Here is an 18,236-nt window from a genome sequence, read left to right on the forward strand (position 1 = left end):
TGACACGTCGAGAGTAACAGGTTCATTGTTTGGTTAGAAGATCTCACAACAACGAGAACTCCTCACTTGGAAACGAGGTCAGCCGTGATCACCGAAGTCGTTCTGCCGGGCCAGGTGGAGCCCGAAGGGCTCGAGCTCCGCACCCGCCCGCTGCCCGAGCCCGGTCCCGGGCAGGCGCTGGTGGCCGTCGAGGCGTCGGGGGTGTCCTTCGCGGAGCAGCAGATGCGCCGCGGGAAGTACTACGACCAGCCGCCGTTCCCCTTCGTGCCCGGCTATGACCTGGTGGGCACGGTGGTCTCGACGGGCCCCGGGGTGGATCCGGCCCTGCGCGGGCGGCGGTTCGCGGCGCTCACGAAGATCGGCGGCTGGGCCAGCCACACCCTCGTTGACGCGGGCGATCTGGTGAAGGTCCCCGAGGGGGTGGACGCGGCGGAGGCCGAGACGGTGGTGGTCAACGGGATCACGGCCTGGCAGATGCTCCACCGCGTGGCCAAGGTGCGCCCCGGGATGACCGTGCTGGTCCATGGGGCAAACGGCGGGGTGGGCACCACCCTGGTCCAGCTAGCCCGCCACTCGGGCATCAAGGTCATCGGCACCGCCTCGCCCCGCCACCACGACGCGGTGCACGCCCTCGGCGCCACCCCGCTCGACTACCGCGATCCGGATCTGCCCGCCCGGGTGCGGGCATTGGCGCCCGGCGGGGTTGACGCGGTCTTCGACCACATCGGCGGCGAGGGCATCGTGGACTCCTTCCGGCTGCTCGCCCGCGGCGGCACGCTGGTCTCCTACGGCACGGCGGCCACCCGGGACGTCCCCGGCTCATCCCGGACCCCGGTGCTCAAGCTGCTCGCCCGGCTGACCCTGTGGAACCTGCTGCCGAACGGACGGCGGGCCCACTTCTTCAACCTCTGGGCCGGGCGGCGGCGCCCGGCCGCCTTCCAGGAGCGGATCCGCGACGATCTGGGGCAGGTGCTGGCACTGTTGGCGAAGGGCGAGTTCACCGCGCTGGTGGCGGCGAGGATCCCGCTTTCCGACGCCGCGGAGGCGATGCGCCTGGCCGAGTCCGGCACCGTCGCCGGAAAGGTGGTCCTGGTCGCGGACGAGGACGCCCGTCGGCGCCGGAGCGGCGAGGAGGGCGCGCGGTGAGCGCCAGGTTCATCGGCACCTCCGCGACTCCTCCGGAGCAGGAGCCCAGGGCTCCCGGATGCCCGACTTCTGGATGCCGGACTTCTGGATGCCCGACTTCTGGCTGCCCGGCTTCCCCGTCGCTGCTGGCCGTCCGTGATAATTTTCGTATACGAGTTGTATGCGAAGCAGCATGGGGGCCCAGTGCCAGCGCAGTCCGGACGAGAAAAGGCGTACGCGTTCCTCAAGGAGACCGTGCTGACCGATCCCGACATGCAGGGCAGGTTCCTCACCGAGCAGGAGATCGCCGACCGGATCGGCATCTCCCGGACCCCGATCCGTGAGGCTCTGCTCCTGCTGGCGGCCGAGGATCTGGTCCAGCTGGTCCCCAAGCGGGGTGCGCATATCGCCCCGCTCTCCGGCCGGGAGATCACCGAGCTGATGGAGCTGCGCGGGATCGTCGAGCGCCACGCCGCCGAGCGGACCATCGAGGCGGGCACGGTGCCGGTCGGGAAGCTGACGGAGCTGCTGGAGCGGCAGCGCGGGCTGATGGGTCCTGAGCAGGCCAAGGAGTTCATCGCCGTGGACCACCTCTTCCACGCGACCATGGTCGCCGCGGTGGGCAATGAACTCCTCAACCGGCACTACGACGGGCTGCGCAGCCGCCAGATCCGGGCCGGGGTGGTGGCCCTCTACACCCAGACCGGCCGCCAGGAGGAGGTGCTCGGCGAGCACCAGGCGATCCTGGACGCGGTGGCCTCGGGCGACCCGGAAGCGGCCCGCACGGCGATCAGCGCCCACCTGGAGTCAACCCTGAAGGTCCTGCTCACCGGATAAGCCACCCGGGCAAGCCACCGCCCGGGAGTGAGCCACGGCCCCGGGATGGGCCATCGCCCGGGGGAGTTACGGTCCGGCTGTCGATTCCGGGTAGGTGATCACGAGCATGGTGACGCCCTCTTCGGAGAGCCAGGGGCCATGTGGCATTCCGGGCCGTCGGCAGGCGTAGAAGCCGCGCGCGAAGGTCTCTCCCAGGGTCAGGTCGCGCATGCTGCCCTCGAGGAGGTAGACCTCCTCCCAGCCGTCGTGGCGGACCACCCCGGACGGGGAGGTGTCCGTTCCGGGCTCCCAGCGCACCAGGGCGGTGGTGTGGGTGCCGCTCTCGTCCGTGGCGAGGATCTGTTCGCTGACCCCCGCGGCCGCGCCCGGCGGTCGCCGCCAGGGTCCGGCGGGCAGATGGAACTCGTGCTCCGGTTTGGCCCCGGCGGTGCCGCTCATGGCTGTCCGCCCAGCCTGCGGTTGGCCAGGACGGACACCGTGCGGCGCACCGCGGTGACCTCCTCGGTGTCCACCTCTCCCACCAGCAGCCCGGGACCCGCGTCCAGCCGCTCCCGTACGGTGCCGTCGGGGCCGATCAGCGCGCTGTGGCCGATACCGGTGGGGGCGGAGCTCGCGGCGGTCACACCGGACGCCGCCGGGTCGGCCTGACCCACCGCCGCCAGCCATACGGTGGCGTCGAGCGCCCGCGCCCGGGTCAGCAGCTCCCACTGCTCGCGCTTACCGGGCCCCGCGCCCCAGGACGCGGGCAGCAGCGAGAGCACCGCGCCCGCGTCGGCGTGGGCCCGGAAGAGCTCGGGGAACCGCACGTCGTAGCAGGTGGCCAGGCCGATCCGGACACCGTCCAGATCGAAGGTCACCACCTCGGAGCCCGGCGCCACGGTCTTGGACTCGGCGAAGCCGAAGGCGTCATAGAGATGGATCTTGTCGTAGGAGGTCTCCACCCCCGGGCCGGTGGCCAGCAGGGTGTTGGCCACCCGGCCGTCGGGCGCCGGGGTGAACATCCCGGCCACCACCACCAGCCCGGCGTCCTTGGCGATCTGCCGGACCTCGGTGGCCCAGGGGCCGTCCAGCGGTTCGGCGATGGGGCCGAGCCGGGTGCCGAAGCAGGCCATGGCCGCCTCAGGGAAGGCGGCCAGACGCGCCCCGGCCGCCGCCGCCCGCTGGGTCTCCTCGCGCAGCAGGGCGAGGTTCGACGCCGGGTCCGGACCCGTGGTGAGCTGGCTCAGTGCGATGCGGAGGGGCATGGCGGGTGCTGCCTCATTCCCTGGTCGAGGGCGATTTCCTGGTCGTGAGCGCCGGAGTGCGGATCGGAGAACGGGTCGGAGCGCGGTCGGGGTTCGTGGTCCCGACCGGGTACGCGGCCTCGTCCCGCCCCTTCCCCGGTACGGCTCGCTTTACAGCTCCGCGAGCGGGACAGGATCCGCGAGCGGGACAGGATCCGCGAGCGGGGACAGGACGGGACGGGACAGCGGTCACGATACGGTCGCGGCGGAGGCGACGGTCAGCGGCTCCGGCTCCTCCTTCTCGGCGGACGACGGATCCCGGCCCAGCCAGAGGCCCGCCACCGTGACCGCGGCGGTGACCGCGATGTAGACGGCCAGCGGCACCCAGGCGTGATACTCACCGAGCAGCGTGGCGAAGAGCAGCGGCGCGATCGCGCCGCCGATGATCCCGGCGAGGGTGTAGGCGAGCGAGGAGCCGGTGTAGCGCAGCCGCGGGGAGAACTGCTCGGCGATGAAGGCCGCCTGCGGCCCGTACATCAGCGAGTGGATCACCAGCGCGCCGACGACCCCGAGGGTGAGCAGCGCCCAACTGCCGTCCGCGACCAGCGGGAAGAACAGGAACGGCCAGACCCCGGCGGCCACGGCAGACCCCCCGTACAGCAGCCGCCGGTTGACCCGGTCCGAGAGCGCCCCGGCCAGCGGGATGAGCACGATCTGCAGCGAGGAGCCGATCAGCACGGCGGTGAGCGCCGAGCCGCGTGACATGCCGAGTTCATCGGTGGCGTAGGTGAGCACGAAGACGGTGAACATCGCGTACAGCACGTCGGGGGCGACCCGGCTGAGGATCGCGGCGGTCAGCGCCCTCGGCTGGGTGGTGAACACCTCGCGCAGCGGCGCCTCCGGGCGGTCCTGCGCGGCCTCCATCGCCTTGAAGACCGGGGTTTCCTCCAGCTTGGCGCGGATCCACAGACCGAACACCACCAGAAGCCCGGAGAGCAGGAACGCCACCCGCCAGCCCCAGTTGGTGAACTGGTCCTCCGTCAGCGCCGCGCCCAGCGCGGCCAGGACGCCGTTGGCCAGCAGATTGCCCGCCGGGGGCCCGACCTGCGCGGCCGAGGCGTAGAAGCCGCGCCGCCGTGGATCGCCGAACTCGCTGGACAGCAGCACCGCGCCGCCCCACTCCCCGCCGACGCCGACGCCCTGCGCGAAGCGCAGCAGCACCAGCGCGACCGGGGCCGCGACGCCGACCGTGGCGTAGGTGGGCAGCAGCCCGATCAGCAGGGTGGCGCCGCCGATCAGCACGAGCGTCGCGATCAGCACCTTCTTCCGGCCGATGACATCGCCGAGCCGACCGAAGACAAAGCCGCCCAGCGGCCGGGAGACATAGCCGACGGCGTAGGTGGAGAACGCCAGCAGGGTGCCGGTGGTGGGGTCCTTGGAGGGGAAGAAGAGATCGCCGAAGACCAGGGCCGCGGCGGCGGAGTAGACGGCGAAGTCGTACCACTCCAGGGCGGTGCCGGTGAGGCTGGCGACGAAGGCGCGGCGGACCCCGGACCGGTCGGCCCGGGGTGGCGGTGCGCTCGATGCGGTGGGCTGCATATTCCGTCCTCGAGATGGTGCATGAGGCTTACGGGATGGTACGTGGCGTTTTCGGGGTGGTGCGAGGGGTGGGGGTTGCGCGGATCGGCCTTCCGGCATACTTCTTGTATACCAAGCGTATGCGCAACCCCTCCGGAGGAAGTTAACCGCTTCGAAACCGCGAAGTGCGCGGTCACCCGCGGCAGCGGGTGACCGCCCGGCCAGCACAGAAACCGCAGACCCCCAGCCCCGTCGCCCCCTGGAGAGCACAGCACCCATGACAACGAAGCCGTCGCAGCCCGCAGCACAGCCCGCCCCGTCCTCGCTCACCTTCGAACTCCCCGACGGCTCCCTCCACCAGGTGGAGGTCGTCCAGGTGCTCAACGCGGGCTACGCGGGACGCAGCCAGGAGGATGTGGCCGCCCATGTGGCCGAGCTCGCCGAGCTGGGCGTGCCCGCACCCTCCGTGACGCCCGCCCTCTACCCGGTCGCCCCCTACCTGGCCCAGCAGACCGGCCGGGTCCGCGTCCAGCACGCCCGCACCTCGGGCGAGGCCGAGTGGGCGCTGGTCGTGGCCGCCGACGGGGAGCTGCTGCTGACGGCGGCCTGCGACCACACCGACCGGGAGCTGGAGGTCCACGGCGTGGCCTGGAGCAAGAACGCGGCCCCCGATGTGCTGGCCACCCGCGCCTGGCGGCTCTCCGATGTGGCGTCCCGCCTCGACGACCTGACGCTCCGCGCCTGGGTCACCCACGACGGCGCGGAGACCGAGGTGCAGAGCGGCAGCCTGGCCGAGCTGCTGCCGCCCGCGTACTGGGTGGAGGTGCTGCGCGAACGCGGCGCCCTGGTGCCCGGCACCGTGCTGATCTCCGGCACCATCCCGATGGCCGAGGGCGTGGACCAGTTCGCCGAGCGCTGGCGGGTGGAGCTGGGCGACCCGGCCACCGGCCGGACCATCGAATGCTCCTACGACGTGGTCCCGCTGCCCGAGCCGATCGGCTGACACCCACAGCCACACCCATGCCCCACACCCACACCCACACCCACACCCACCGGACCATGGGCAGCACACGCGAAGGCCGTCCGCCGCACGGCCCCGAGGGGCAGCCGGTGGACGGCCTTCGCCGCTGTCCAGACGGTTCGGTGATTCAGCGTCCGGTCAGGTTTCCCTGCCCTTCCGCATCACCATGCCGGCTGCGACCAGGCCGAACAGGCAGGTGATGGCACCCACCACGACATTGTTCGCGATCATCCCGGCATCGGCGCCCCGGGCGACCACCCAGGGAGAAATGATCATCCATACACCAATCGCGGACATGGCCCAGCACAGGCTGTACATCCTCCTCGGCGCCGTGGTGAGGCCGAGCCCCAGCAGGGCGATGGTGATGCCGAGGATGAGGTTGTTGACCATGAGGTTGGGGCTGGTGCTCGAGAAGTGCACCACCCAGGGAGAGATGGCGAAATACAGACCGGCCAGCAGAACCGGCCCGTCGAGGAAGACAACGTCCCGCGCGTCCATCATCCGCGCGTAACGCTCCCGCATTTCGGACACGTCGGGGTGGCCCGCTATATCGCCTCTCGCACGTGAGACGTCGGCCATTCGACTCGCCTCCTTCGATCCATGCAAGTCTGACCGCACAGTGCGGTAAAAACACCGCACCCCCATTGTGCGCCTCGCCTGGGTATATAGGTAGATGCCGGATTTGCGAACTGGGGTGTATCGTGCGCCCCCGCACGGCCGGGAAGCCATCGCGGTCCTTCCCTCCAACGGCCGAGCGCCCCGGGCCCGGTATCTGCTTCAATAGGGCCATGGCCAGCCTCCACGACATCGCGACGGGTCGTTACGACCTGGAGCCGTTCTGGCCGTCCCGGCAGGCGCACCACTTCGACCGCGAGTGTTGCCGCGCATCCGATGCGCGGGCCCGCTCGCTCGGTCGCTGACCCCTCCGCCCGGCCGCCCGGCCCGCGCGCACGACGTCCACTGACGCCCTCTCGCGCGAAAGAGCTGACCTCATGACGAACCTCCGTGGCCTGTCGTCCGCCACCGCCTCCGCTTCCGCGGCCCCGTCCAGCCCGTCCGCCCCGCCCGGCCGCCAGCGGCTGCGAGCCGTCGCACCGGACGAGGTGCCGCCGGTCGCCGATCTGCTGCACCCCGGCGCCACCTGGCTGCCCGCTCCCCCGCACACCGTGCCCGCGCTCCCCGGCCATCCGCCGATGGTCGGCTATCTGGTGCTGGTCCCGGCCGACCGGCAGGTACCCGAGGCGGCGAGGCCGTCCACGGAGGGGGTTACGGCGGTGACGGGTGACGAGCTGATCCGGATCGACCCCGACCAGCGGACCGCCGAGATCGCCGGTCGCCCGCTGGACCTGACGTACCTCGAGTTCGAGCTGCTGAGCCATCTCGTCGCCCATCCGCACCGGGTGCACACCCGCGATCAGCTGGTGACCACGGTGTGGGGGTACGGCCATGTCGGCGACGGCCGGACCGTCGATGTCCATGTGGCCCGGCTGCGCCGCAAGATGGGCCCCGAGCACCGGGGGACGATCGTGACGGTGCGGCGGGTGGGGTACAAGTACGTGCCCACCGCCTGACCCCCTCGTCACCCCGCGAACGTCCGCCGTGCCGGACAGGCCAGCAGCCTGTCCGGCACGGCGGACGCGTCCGGTACGGGTCCGGACCTCAGCGGACCCAGGGCCTCAGCGGGCCCTGGGCCTCAGCAAACCCTGGGCCTCAGCGCCCCGCCGCCACCAGCGGCGGTCGCTGCGGCTCCACCGGCTCCTCGCCGTGGCTCACGCTCGGCAGCCACCGCAGGGCGCGCGGCAGATACCAGTTGCGCTCCCCGAGCAGCGCCATCACCGAGGGCAGCAGCACCATCCGCACCAGCGTGGCGTCCACCAGCACCGCGACCGCGAGCCCGACGCCCATCTGCTGCATGTCCTGCATCCGCAGCAGGGCGAAGACCGCGAACACGGCGACCATGATGGCGGCCGCCCCGGTGACCGAGCCCGCCGTCGTCCGGATGCCCTCGCGGATCGCGTCCCGGGTGGCGAGGCCCCGCCCATGGGCCTCCCGGATCCGCGAGACCACGAACACGTGGTAGTCCATCGACAGCCCGAAGAGGATGACGAGGACGAAGAGCGGCATCCACCCCTCGATCGCCCCGGCCGGTTCCATCCCCAGCCACTCCGCGCCCCAGCCGTGCTGGAAGACGGCCGTCATCGTGCCGTACGCGGCGCCCACCGACAGCAGGTTGAGCAGGATCGAGACGATGGCGATCGGCAGCGACCGGAAGCAGAGCAGCATCAGTACGAAGGTCACGGCGGCGATGAAGAGGAGGACCGGTGCGATGTCGGTCTTCAGCTGGTCGGTGAAGTCACGGCTGGAGGCGAGCTCACCGCTGACGTACGCCTGGTCGGAGACCGGTCCGAGGATCCTCGGCACCAGATCCTCCTTGAGCGTGTCCAGGGCGCGCCGGGAGGTGGCGTCCTGACCGTCCCCGGCCAGCGGCACCTCGATCCGGGCCACCCCCTCCGCACGGTGCGCCTCGACGTCGACCGTCTTCCCGAACCGCCCGGACGCGGTGAGCTCCTTCCTGAAGTCCGCCACGGCCGCGTCGAAGCGGGCGGAGCCGACCCCGTCGGAGCGCAGCACCACCTCGGCCGGGGCGGGGCCGCCGGGGAAGGCGCCGGTGATCTCCTGGTACGCCACGGTGATCGGGGCGTCGGAGCCGAACTGCTTCTCCAGGCCGAGCTGTTCGGTCTTCATCCCGAGGGCGGGCGCGCACAGCACCAGCAGCAGCGCCCCCGATACGGCGGCGAACAGCTTCGGCTTGGCCAGCACGGGCCGCATCAGCCTGCCGGAGAGGCCACCGCTGGCGTGCACGCCCTTCTTGCGGCGGCGGTTCAGCAGCGGCACCCGCCCGGCGTCGATCCGGTCGCCCAGCCAGGACAGCATCGCGGGCAGCACGGTCACCGAGCCGAGCATCGCCATCAGCACGACCAGGATGGTGGCGACCGCGAAGCCGTGGAACAGCATCAGCCCGGACAGGAACATCCCGGCCATCGCCAGCATGACGGTGACCCCGGAGATCAGCACCGCCCGGCCGCTGGTGGCCGCCGCGATCCGCAGCGCGGTCCCGGCGTCCCGGCCCGCGGCCCGCTCGTCGCGTTCCCGCCGCAGATAGAACAGCGAGTAGTCGACGCCGACGGCCAGGCCCACCAGGAACATCACCGAGTTGGTGGAGTCGAACAGCGGCAGTCGATGGCTGACCAGGGCGAGCAGTCCGAAGGTGCCGACGCAGGCGGTCACCGCGAGCAGCACCGGCAGCAGCGCGGCCACCAGCGCCCCGAAGACCACCAGCAGAATGCCCAGCGCCAGCGGTACGGCGGTCAGCTCGGCCTTCTTGAAGTCGTCGGTCAGCATGTCGTCGAGCCGGTGCTGGGCGGTGGCGTCGCCGAACTCGTAGGCCACCACGCCCCGATGGTCCGACTCGGTCTTCTCCACCGCCTCCACCACGGGCTCCACCCGCTCCCCTGCCGTGTCCGGGTCGCCCCTCATCTCAAAGCTGATCAGTGCCTCCCGGCCGTTCTCCGAGCGCACCGGGGGCTGGACCCGCACCGTCTCGCCGGTCCGCTCCAGCCGCGCGGAGAGGTCGCGGGCCGCGTCCCGCCAGCCGTCCGGGCGGTCGCTGCGCAGCATCACCATCTCTCCGGCCGGGGTCTGGAGGCCCGCGTCCTCCAGGATCTTCTCGGCGCGTGCGGAATCGCCCGTACCGTTCTCGGAGTTGGTCATCTGCCGGGATCCCGACATCCCGCCGACCACGGCGACGACCACGACGAACAGCAGCCATCCGATGATCGCGGTCTTGCGGTGGCGGATGGACCACCCGCCCAGCCGCACGGCCAGGCCCTTCCTCGTTGCGCTCATGGCGTCTCTCCCCCTGAGGTGCGGACTGAACAGGTCATGCCACGACGGTAGAAATCCGCAGGTCCGCGCCCCAGCCGGACAGCCACCCTGTTGCCGAGCCCTAGGGCGACGCGGGGAGGTGGTGCCAGGTACACCCCGGGACGGTGTCCGGCCCCCGTGTCCGGGCGGCGGGCCGCTGACAGACTGAGGTGGCCCGCCGGTGCGGGCAGGACGTTCCGACCAGCGAGGGGGAATCCGGATGAGGGCACGTAAAGGGCTGACGGCCTGTGTACGGGGGTTCGCCGTCTCCTGGCTCGCACTGGTGTCGATCACCCTGTCGGTGCTGACGATCGTGTCGATCAGCCTCATCCCACTGGGCATCGGGGTGTTCAGCACCCCGCCCCTGATCCGCGCGGTGCGGGCGCACGCCAATCGGCGCCGGCTGCTGGCCGCCGCCTGGTCCGATGTGCGGATCCAGCTGCCGTACCGCCCGCTGCCGGCCGACCGGCGCTCCGGGATCACCGGGCAGGTGGAGCTGTGCACCCTCCTGCTGAAGGACCCGGCGACCTGGCGCGATCTGCTGTGGCTGCAGGTCGACATGACGGCCGGGTACACCATCGCGCTGCTGGCCTTCGCCCTCATGCCGTACGGGCTCGAGGGGTTCGTCCTGGCCGCCGGGGTGTGGCGGCCGATCGTGGACGCGAGCGGCACCTACTGGTACGCGTTCCTGCCCATCGACTCGCTGACCACCGCCCTGCTGGCCGTCCCGGTCGGCGTCGGCTTCATCGCGCTCGGCTCGGTCCTCTCCCCCGTCCTGCTGCGCGGCCACTTCCTGCTGGCGCGCTCCTTCCTGGACCCGACCCCGCACATGGCGCTGGAGCAGCGGGTGCGGCAGCTGACCGAGACCCGGCACGACGCCGTGGACACCTCCGCCGCCGAACTGCGCCGCATCGAACGCGATCTCCACGACGGCGCCCAGGCCAGGCTCGTGGCGATGGGCATGAGCCTGGGCACCGTGGAGGCGCTGATCGAGAAGGACCCGGCCAAGGCCAGGGAACTGCTCGCCGCCGCCCGTACGAACTCCGCCGAGGCCCTGACCGAGCTGCGCGACCTGGTCCGCGGCATCCATCCGCCCGTACTGGCCGAGCGCGGCCTGGGGGACGCGGTGCGCGCGCTGGCGCTGCGGATGGCGGTGCCCGTGGAGGTGGACGTGGACCTCACGGGACGTCCCGATGAACCGGTCGAGTCGGCGGCGTACTTCGCGGTGAGCGAGGTGCTGACCAACGCGGCCAAGCACGCGGGCGCCTCGCGGATGTGGCTGGACGTCCACCACCAGGACGGCATGCTGCGCATCACCGTGACCGACGACGGCCGCGGCGGTGCGGAGATCACCCCGGAGGGCGGGCTGAGCGGTGTCGAGCGGCGCCTGGGCACCTTCGACGGGGTGCTCGCGGTCAGCAGCCCGGCCGGCGGGCCCACCATGGTGACGATGGAGATCCCCTGCGGCCTGTCGGCGCCCAACGCCGCCCGATGACCCGCCGCCGGGAAGACCAACGATCCGCCGCTGGGCAAACCGGCCGACCCGTCGCCGGGGAAAATCCGGCGGCGGGGCGCGCCGCCCCGGTGTTAGCGTTCCGGTGCCGGCCGCGGGACTCCGGTGCGACTTCCGGAACCCGCCTGCTAAGCGACGATTCGCAGTTCGTGCCCCCATTCCCCGGCCGGCTTCCGCACCCCGCCGCCGGAGGGCCCCATGGAGACGCTGGCCGATCTGGTCGCGGCCGAGGACGTCCTGCTGTTCGTGAACGCGGCCATCACCTCGACTGGCCAGCGGGAATTCCACTCCGACGCGGGCGAGCAGCGCATGTCGCTCGACTTCCTCCACTCCTACATGCTCGGGAACTACCGGGAGCTGTACGCGGCGACCCTCGCGCTGAACGTCAATGACCACAACGCGGCGCTGATCGTCCGGCGGCTGCTGGAAACCGCCAAGGAGGCCACACCGGAACAGCGCACGGCAGAGGGCCGCCTGATCGCCCGCCGTCTCGCCGCGCTTCCGCCGCCCCGGGTCTACCGGCTGTTCCGCGGGCTGCGCCGGGCCGGGGTCAACAACCGCCGCACCCGCGCCATCGTGCGGGACTGGCTGGCGGCCCGCCCCGATCCGGCGTTCGACGCGGTGAAGTACCGGGGCGCGGTCAAGTCGGCCGCCCGCCACGCCCATCTGCGGCTCGACGGCGAGCTCGGCCCGTTCCTCTTCGAGCCGGTGGGCCGCCGGAGCGAGGGGTTCTCCGCCCCGCTGCTGGAGGCGTGGCGCCGCGCCCACTACGAGCGGTCCGCGGTGTACGACCTCCCGTACACCGTCGCCGAGGGCTTCGCGGCCAAGCACGGCATCGACCGCGCGGTCTTCCTGGAGCGGATCGCCCCGCGGCTCACCCGGCTGGAGCGGCTGCGGCTGCAGGGGGCGGCCCGCGCGGCCGGGGCCGACTCGGTACGGGCGGATCTGGCCACCATGCCGCTGACCCGGCTGGCGACCTATGTGCTCTCGCTCCCGCTGGGCGAACGGGTCGCGCGCCGGGCCGAGTTGACCGCCGCGCTGCGCGCCGCCGCACGGCGCGCGGCGGGCGCCAGGGCCGGTAGCTGGGGCCGGGTCGCGGCGGTCCTCGACGACAGCTTCTCCTCCTTCGGCTCCACCCGGAAGCGGCGCCGTCCGCTGGCCGTCGCGCTCGGCTGTCACTTCCTGCTGGAAGCGCTGGCGGAGGAGTTCACCCCGCTGTGGCTGTCGGGCGGCCGGGATCCGCTGCTGCGGTATCCGTACGGCGCCACTCCGCTCGGCGAGCGGATCCTGGACGCGCTGGAGCACCGGCCGGACCGGCTGCTGATCGTCTCCGACGGCTGGGACAACGCGCCGCCAGGGCTCGCCGGAGAGGTGCTGCGGGTCTGGCGCACCCGCCTCGACCCCGGCCACCGCACGGGTGCGGTGCACCTCAACCCGGTCTATGACGCGGAGGGCTTCGACGTGCGGCGGCTGGCGCCGGGCGTGCCCACGGCCGGGGTGCGGGACGCGGAGGACCTGCCGACGCTGGTGGAGTTCGCGCGGTTCGCCGAGGGGCGCACCGGCCTGGCCGAGCTGCGGGCCCATCTCGACGCCCGGGTGCGGCACTTCCTGGACCGGCCGGGGCCGGACGAGCCACCGCCGGAGGGACCATGACCACATCGCTCGAGCTCACCGGGCTGACCGCCCTGCCCGCCCAGACCTGGGGCGCGATCCGGCTGGTGCCCCTGGTACGGGACGAGCCGATCGCCGATCTGCGGCTGGACGCCCGGCTCTACGGCGACGGCCCGGCCGCCGTCGCGCTGGACCGGCGCACCGCGTACTACGCCTACGTTCCACACGGTTTCGTCGCCACCTGGACGGCCGACGGGACCCCGGCCGCGGCGTACGGCACCCGGCTGCGGCACGGGGACGAGCGGCGGGGGGACGAGCGGCGGGACGGCCCGCCGCCGTGCGTCCCCCTGCGCTTCCACCGCCGGATGGCGCGCCGCGAAGACCGCGGACGGCTGCGCTTCCTCCCCCTGCACCTCGCGCTCGAGGGCTATCTCGCCCTGCACTTCGGCGGCCCGGCGGTGGTGTGGGAGGAGTGGTCACACCGGGCGGTCAGCCAGGGTCTGTCGCCGCGGGTCGAGCAGGCGTACACCGGCGCCGAGGTGGCGGGGCTCGGCGACGCCCTCCGGGTCTTCGAGATCCACCCGGGCCAGTGCGGGGTACTGCTCTACGCGGCCGACGCCCTCGCCGCCGCCTTCGTCGTACCCCATCCGGACGACTACCGCGCGCTGCATCCGTCGCTGCTGCACGACCTGTACGGCGAGCTGGTGTACCACTACGCGACGCTGCACGGACCGGTGCCCGACTTCCGGGCGCGGATAGCGGACGGCGCGGTGTCCACCCTGGCCGGGCTGCGCGCCGAGGCGGCCCGACAGCGTGCGGAGTGGGCGGACTTCCACACCACCGCGCTCGCGGGCGGGCTGCTGGAGGGGGATTACGAGGTCCAGCGGGTGTACCGGATGGGCCCGTTCGCGCTGTCCCGCTTCCTGCCGCCGTTCCACCGCCGCACCGAGCAGCACATCGGCGAGACCATCAACCACGACGACGGCCGCCTCGCCTATCTCAAGACCTTCCGCCTCTCCGAACACCAGGTGCGCCGCGGCCATCTGCTCACCCGGCTCGCGGCGGCCGACTGGAACCTGGAGGCGGCGGCCGCTCTCCTCGGCGTCACCCCCGCCCAACTGGCGCTGCGCGTCGAAGCCGCGGGATTCGGGGCGCTGCTGCGGCAGGACGTGCTGGACCACTACCGGGCGGAGGCGCGCCGGGGCCGGTAACGGCCGCCCCCGCGCGGTAGATTCGACAGCGATTCGGCCGTGTCCCCGCCGCCCGGGGCCCGAGGACGTCATGGAGCAGCCGTGCGTGTTGTGGTCGCCGAGGATCTGTTCCTGCTGCGGGACGGGCTGGTGCGGATGCTGGAGGCGTATGACTTCGAGGTCGTGGCCGCCGTGGAGAGCGGGCCCGAGCTGAGCAAGGCGCTGGCCGAGCTGGAGCCGGAGGTGGCGGTGGTGGACGTGCGGCTGCCGCCGTCGTTCAGCGACGAGGGGCTGCAGTGCGCGCTGGCGGCGCGGCGGGCGCGACCGGGGCTGCCGGTGCTGGTGCTGTCGCAGCATGTGGAGCAGCTGTACGCGCGGGAGCTGCTCGCGGACGGCAGCGGCGGCATCGGCTATCTGCTCAAGGACCGGGTCTTCGACGCGGATCAGTTCATCGACGCGGTGCGGCGGGTCGCCGCCGGGGGCACCGCGATGGATCCGCAGGTGATCTCGCAGCTGCTGGACCGGCGCGCCCAGGACCGGCCGCTGGCGCGGCTGACGCCGCGGGAGCTGGAGGTGATGGAGCTGATGGCCGAGGGGCGGTCCAACGCGGCGATCGCGTCCCAGCTGTTCGTCACCGAGCGGGCGGTGGCCAAGCACACCTCCAACATCTTCGGCAAGCTGGGCCTGCCGCCGTCGGACGACAACAACCGGCGGGTGCTTGCGGTGCTCGCCTACCTCGACCGGGGCTGAGCGACGGGGCCGCCTGGCCTCCCGTCCGCCCCATTGCTCCCACCCCGCAACGCTGGTTAAGTGCCTTGCCTATATGAGCCATTGGCCTTGTCCGTTGGGGGGCGCATGAGCGATCTGAGCAGACGCACGCTGATCGGAACCGCCGGAGCACTGGGGGCCGGGGCCACGCTGGGGAGCCGGTTCCCGGCCGCGGCCGACGCACCGCACGACGCACGGGACACCGCAGTGACCGCATTCGACACCGCTCCCGCGCGCGCCGCCCTGCGGCGGCTGCTGCCGGCGCACGCCGACCAGTTCCGGCTGGTGGCGCTGGAGAAGCACGGCGCCGAGGAGCGGTTCGAGGTGGGCGGGCAGACGGGGCGGCTCACGGTCTACGGGACCAGCCCGGCGGTGCTGCTCACCGGGGTGCACTGGTACCTCAAGTACACCTGCCACGCCCAGATCTCCTGGTCCGGCATTCAGCTGAACCTGCCGCGGCAGCTGCCCGCGCCCGCCCGGCGGGTCACCCGCTCGACCGCGCTCCCGCACCGCTTCGCGTTCAACGACACCCATGACGGCTACACCGCGCCGTTCGCCGACTGGGACCGCTGGGAGCACCTGATCGACGTCGCGGCCCTGCACGGCTGCAACGAACTGCTGGTCACCCCCGGTCAGGAGGGTGTCTACCACCGGCTGCTCCAGGACTTCGGCTATCCGGACGACGAGGCGCGCGCCTGGCTCCCCGCCCCCTCCCACCAGCCGTGGTGGCTGCTGCAGAACATGAGCGGTTACGGCGGCCCGGTGTCCCCCGCACTGCTGGCCAAGCGCACCGCACTGGGGCGGCGGATCGCCGACCGGCTGCGGGAGCTGGGCATGCGGCCGGTGTTCCCCGGCTACTTCGGCACCGTCCCGGACGGCTTCGCCGACCGCAACCCGGGGGCCCGCACGGTTCCGCAGGGCGACTGGAACGGGCTCAGGCGGCCCGACTGGCTCGATCCGCGCACCGAGGTGTTCCGCGAGGTGGCCGCCGCCTTCTACCGCCACCAGGGCGAACTGCTGGGGGAGGCCGGCCTGTTCAAGATGGACCTCCTGCACGAGGGCGGCGACCCCGGTGACGTTCCGGTGCCGGAGGCCGCCCGCGCCGTGGAGACCTCGCTCCAGACCGCGCGCCCCGGCGCCACCTGGGTGATCCTCGGCTGGCAGGAGAACCCGCGCCGCGATCTGCTGGACGCCGTCGACCACGACCGGATGCTCATCGTGGACGGTCTGTCGGACCTGGACACCGTCACCGACCGGGAGGAGGACTGGGGTGGGGTGCCGTACGCGTTCGGCACCATCCCCAACTTCGGCGGCCGCACCACGATCGGCGCCAAGACCCACATGTGGACCGAGCGGTTCACCGTATGGCGCGACAAACCGGGCAGCAAGCTGGTCGGCACGGCCTATATGCCGGAGGCGGTCGAGCGGGACCCGGCCGCGCTCGAGCTGTTCAGCGAGCTGGCGTGGCGGGACGAGGCGGTCGACCGGGCCGAGTGGTTCCGCTCCTACGCCGATGTGCGCTACGGCGGGCGGGACACCGGGGCCCGGGAGGCGTTCGCCGCGCTGCGCGACACCGCGTACGAGATCAGCAGCAAGGACGGCCGCCCGCATGACTCGGTGTTCGCCGCCCGGCCCTCCCTGACCGCGCGTTCGGGCACCAACTACGCGACCCACACCCCCGCCTTCGACCCGGCCGGGTTCGACGTGGCCTTCGCGGCGCTGCTGGGAGTGCGCGCCAGGCTGCGCGACAGCGACGCCTACCGCCACGACCTGACCGACATCGCCCGGCAGGCGCTCGCCAACCGCTCCTGGCAGCTGATCCCGCAGCTCCAGGACGCCTATGACCGCAAGGACCGCGCCGCCTTCCGCACCCTGTCCCGGCTGTGGCTCAAGCTGATGCGGCTCAGCGACGACATGACCGGCGCCCACCGGCGGTTCCTGCTCGGCCCCTGGCTCGAGGACGCCAAGCGGATGGCGTCGGGCGAGGAGGAGTCGGCCCGGCTGGAGCGTGCCGCGCGCACCCTCATCACCACCTGGGCGGACCGCGCCACGGCCGACGGCGGCAAACTGGCCAACTACGCCAACCGCGACTGGAGCGGCCTCATCGCCGACTTCCACCTCCCCCAGTGGCAGTCCTATCTGGACGAGCTGGAGGACGCGCTGGCGGAGGACCGGGCGCCGCGCTCCTTCGACTGGTTCGCCGTCGAGGAGCCGTGGACCCGCGAGCGCAAGAGCTATCCGGTGCGGCCGACGGCGGACGCCCACCGCACCGCCCGGCGGGTGTACGAGGCGCTGGCCAAGGCCCCGTACCAGGGCACCCTGACCGTCACCGCCGAGCCCGCCACCCTGCCGCCCGGCGGCTCCGCGTCCCTCACCGCCGCCCTGCGCAACGTCAACGGGCTGCGCGCCACCGGCCGCATCGGCTTCGACCTCACCGTGACCGGTCTCGACCCGTCCCCGGACGGGCCGACCCGGCTGCGGCGCGTCCCTGCGGGCGGCACGGGGAAGGTCCGCTGGCGCGCCACCGCGCCCGACGAGCCGCTTGAGCACCCGCTCAAGCCGCTGCCGTACGAGCTGGGCGTGACGTACGGGCCGCGCGGCGAGAAGCGGGTGCGGGCCGTGCGCACCGGGACGCTGTGGATCGCCGGACCGCTGGCGGAGGGGGTGCGGACGGTCACCAACAACGGTGCCGCGTTCGGCCAGCTGGGCGAACGGTTCGCGATCGACGGCGCGGGCCAGGACCTGTGGAAGGGCACCGCGGAATTCGGCTCCGTCTACCGCGACGGCGTCCTTACGGTGGGCACGGCCATGACCGTGAAGGTGGACGCCCAGGCGGCCACCGGGCCCTGGGCGCGGGCCGGGATCATCGTTCGCGACGACCTCGCGACGGCGGGCTCCCCCGGCTTTGTGAACCTCTCCGTCACCCCGGCCAACGGCGTCGTGCTGTCGTACGACTCGGGCGGCGACGGCACGCTGGACGCCTACCAGCGGATCACCGGCGTCAAGGCACCCGTACTGCTGCGGCTGACCCGCACCGCCGCCACCTCCTACACCGGCGAGCTGTCCACCGACGACGGCGCGAACTGGCAAACGGTGGCCACCGTAACGGCCCCGGGCGCGACGGCCGCCCAGGACGCCGGGATCTTCATGACCGCGACGAACGGCGGTACGGGTGCGCGGGGGACGGTGGAGTTCAGCGCCTGGCAGACGGATACGCCGTAGCGGGTTGGCGTCTGGGGGGCGGGGCGGGCGCCTGCGGCGGGCTGTTCCCCTCCCCGCCCCTTCCCTCAACTGGGGCTCCGCCCCAGCCCCCGCGCGGGCGTCCGCCGCGAAGGTCGCCGTGCTGATCCCGGTCGCGGAAGACCCCAGCCCCCGCGCGGGCGCGGGCGTCCGCCGCACCAGCGCGCAGCCATGAACAGCCCTCCGCTGCGGGTGCTCACGGCGCC

At 72.5% G+C, this 18,236-nt stretch carries 14 protein-coding genes; 9 read left to right on the forward strand and 5 right to left on the reverse strand.

Going from position 1 to position 18,236, the window contains the following annotated elements; translation table 11 throughout:
• Window positions 1–84: 84 nt before the first annotated feature.
• Together VT50_RS20650 and VT50_RS20655 are read left to right on the forward strand one after the other, a co-directional pair.
• Window positions 85–1,146 (forward strand): medium chain dehydrogenase/reductase family protein, encoded by a 1,062-nt coding sequence (locus VT50_RS20650; RefSeq protein ID WP_046086259.1) that lies wholly within the window; start codon window positions 85–87, stop codon window positions 1,144–1,146.
• A gap of 183 nt (window positions 1,147–1,329) precedes the next feature.
• Complete coding sequence (locus VT50_RS20655; RefSeq protein WP_046086258.1) at window positions 1,330–1,962, forward strand: GntR family transcriptional regulator; 633 nt, start codon at window positions 1,330–1,332, stop codon at window positions 1,960–1,962.
• A gap of 66 nt (window positions 1,963–2,028) precedes the next feature.
• Here VT50_RS20655 and VT50_RS20660 read toward each other — a convergent pair whose 3' ends face one another.
• The 3 genes from VT50_RS20660 to VT50_RS20670 all read right to left on the reverse strand — a co-directional run bounded on the left by VT50_RS20660 (window position 2,029) and on the right by VT50_RS20670 (window position 4,784).
• Entirely contained in the window at window positions 2,029–2,400 is a 372-nt protein-coding gene (locus VT50_RS20660) for a cupin domain-containing protein (RefSeq protein ID WP_046086257.1), read from the reverse strand.
• Complete coding sequence (locus tag VT50_RS20665) at window positions 2,397–3,206, reverse strand: carbon-nitrogen hydrolase family protein (protein ID WP_046086256.1); 810 nt, start codon at window positions 3,204–3,206, stop codon at window positions 2,397–2,399. The genes VT50_RS20660 and VT50_RS20665 overlap by 4 nt, the downstream gene beginning before the upstream one ends.
• 228 nt (window positions 3,207–3,434) lie before the next feature.
• The gene (locus VT50_RS20670) at window positions 3,435–4,784 is read right to left on the reverse strand and encodes an MFS transporter (protein ID WP_046086255.1); all 1,350 of its coding nucleotides are present in this window, start codon (window positions 4,782–4,784) and stop codon (window positions 3,435–3,437) included.
• 256 nt (window positions 4,785–5,040) lie between these two features.
• Here VT50_RS20670 and VT50_RS20675 point away from each other — a divergent pair, with 256 nt between their 5' ends.
• Window positions 5,041–5,766 carry a DUF2848 domain-containing protein gene (locus tag VT50_RS20675; RefSeq protein ID WP_046086254.1) on the forward strand — a complete coding sequence of 242 codons (726 nt, stop codon included), beginning with the start codon at window positions 5,041–5,043 and terminating at the stop codon, window positions 5,764–5,766.
• A 156-nt stretch (window positions 5,767–5,922) separates the two neighbouring features.
• Here the strand turns inward: VT50_RS20675 and VT50_RS20680 are convergent, their stop codons facing one another.
• Window positions 5,923–6,363 (reverse strand): SPW repeat protein, encoded by a 441-nt coding sequence (locus VT50_RS20680; RefSeq protein WP_046086253.1) that lies wholly within the window; start codon window positions 6,361–6,363, stop codon window positions 5,923–5,925.
• 413 nt (window positions 6,364–6,776) lie between these two features.
• Between VT50_RS20680 and VT50_RS20685 the strand changes: the two genes are divergently transcribed.
• The gene (locus tag VT50_RS20685; protein WP_046086252.1) at window positions 6,777–7,355 is read left to right on the forward strand and encodes a winged helix-turn-helix domain-containing protein; all 579 of its coding nucleotides are present in this window, start codon (window positions 6,777–6,779) and stop codon (window positions 7,353–7,355) included.
• Window positions 7,356–7,494: 139 nt separating this feature from the next.
• Here VT50_RS20685 and VT50_RS20690 read toward each other — a convergent pair whose 3' ends face one another.
• Window positions 7,495–9,690 carry an MMPL family transporter gene (locus VT50_RS20690; RefSeq protein WP_046086251.1) on the reverse strand — a complete coding sequence of 732 codons (2,196 nt, stop codon included), beginning with the start codon at window positions 9,688–9,690 and terminating at the stop codon, window positions 7,495–7,497.
• 238 nt (window positions 9,691–9,928) lie between these two features.
• On the opposite strand from VT50_RS20690, the gene VT50_RS20695 reads away from it, so the two are divergent.
• The 5 genes from VT50_RS20695 (at window position 9,929) to VT50_RS20715 (ending at window position 18,012) form a co-directional block, all read left to right on the forward strand.
• Window positions 9,929–11,203: a sensor histidine kinase gene (locus tag VT50_RS20695; RefSeq protein ID WP_046086250.1), complete on the forward strand. Its 1,275-nt coding sequence runs from the start codon at window positions 9,929–9,931 to the stop codon at window positions 11,201–11,203.
• A gap of 216 nt (window positions 11,204–11,419) precedes the next feature.
• Window positions 11,420–12,874, forward strand: a complete 1,455-nt coding sequence (locus tag VT50_RS20700) for a hypothetical protein (protein ID WP_046086249.1) — start codon at window positions 11,420–11,422, stop codon at window positions 12,872–12,874.
• Window positions 12,871–14,043 (forward strand): ARPP-2 domain-containing protein, encoded by a 1,173-nt coding sequence (locus tag VT50_RS20705; protein ID WP_046086248.1) that lies wholly within the window; start codon window positions 12,871–12,873, stop codon window positions 14,041–14,043. The genes VT50_RS20700 and VT50_RS20705 overlap by 4 nt, the downstream gene beginning before the upstream one ends.
• 81 nt (window positions 14,044–14,124) lie before the next feature.
• Entirely contained in the window at window positions 14,125–14,772 is a 648-nt protein-coding gene (locus VT50_RS20710) for a LuxR C-terminal-related transcriptional regulator (protein ID WP_046086247.1), read from the forward strand.
• 105 nt (window positions 14,773–14,877) lie between these two features.
• On the forward strand, window positions 14,878–18,012 hold the full coding sequence (locus VT50_RS20715; protein ID WP_046086246.1) for an alpha-N-acetylglucosaminidase: 3,135 nt from the start codon (window positions 14,878–14,880) through the stop codon (window positions 18,010–18,012).
• Window positions 18,013–18,236: the final 224 nt, after the last annotated feature.

Source organism: Streptomyces antioxidans, from assembly GCF_000968685.2.
Taxonomy (GTDB): Bacteria; Actinomycetota; Actinomycetes; order Streptomycetales; family Streptomycetaceae; genus Streptomyces; species Streptomyces antioxidans.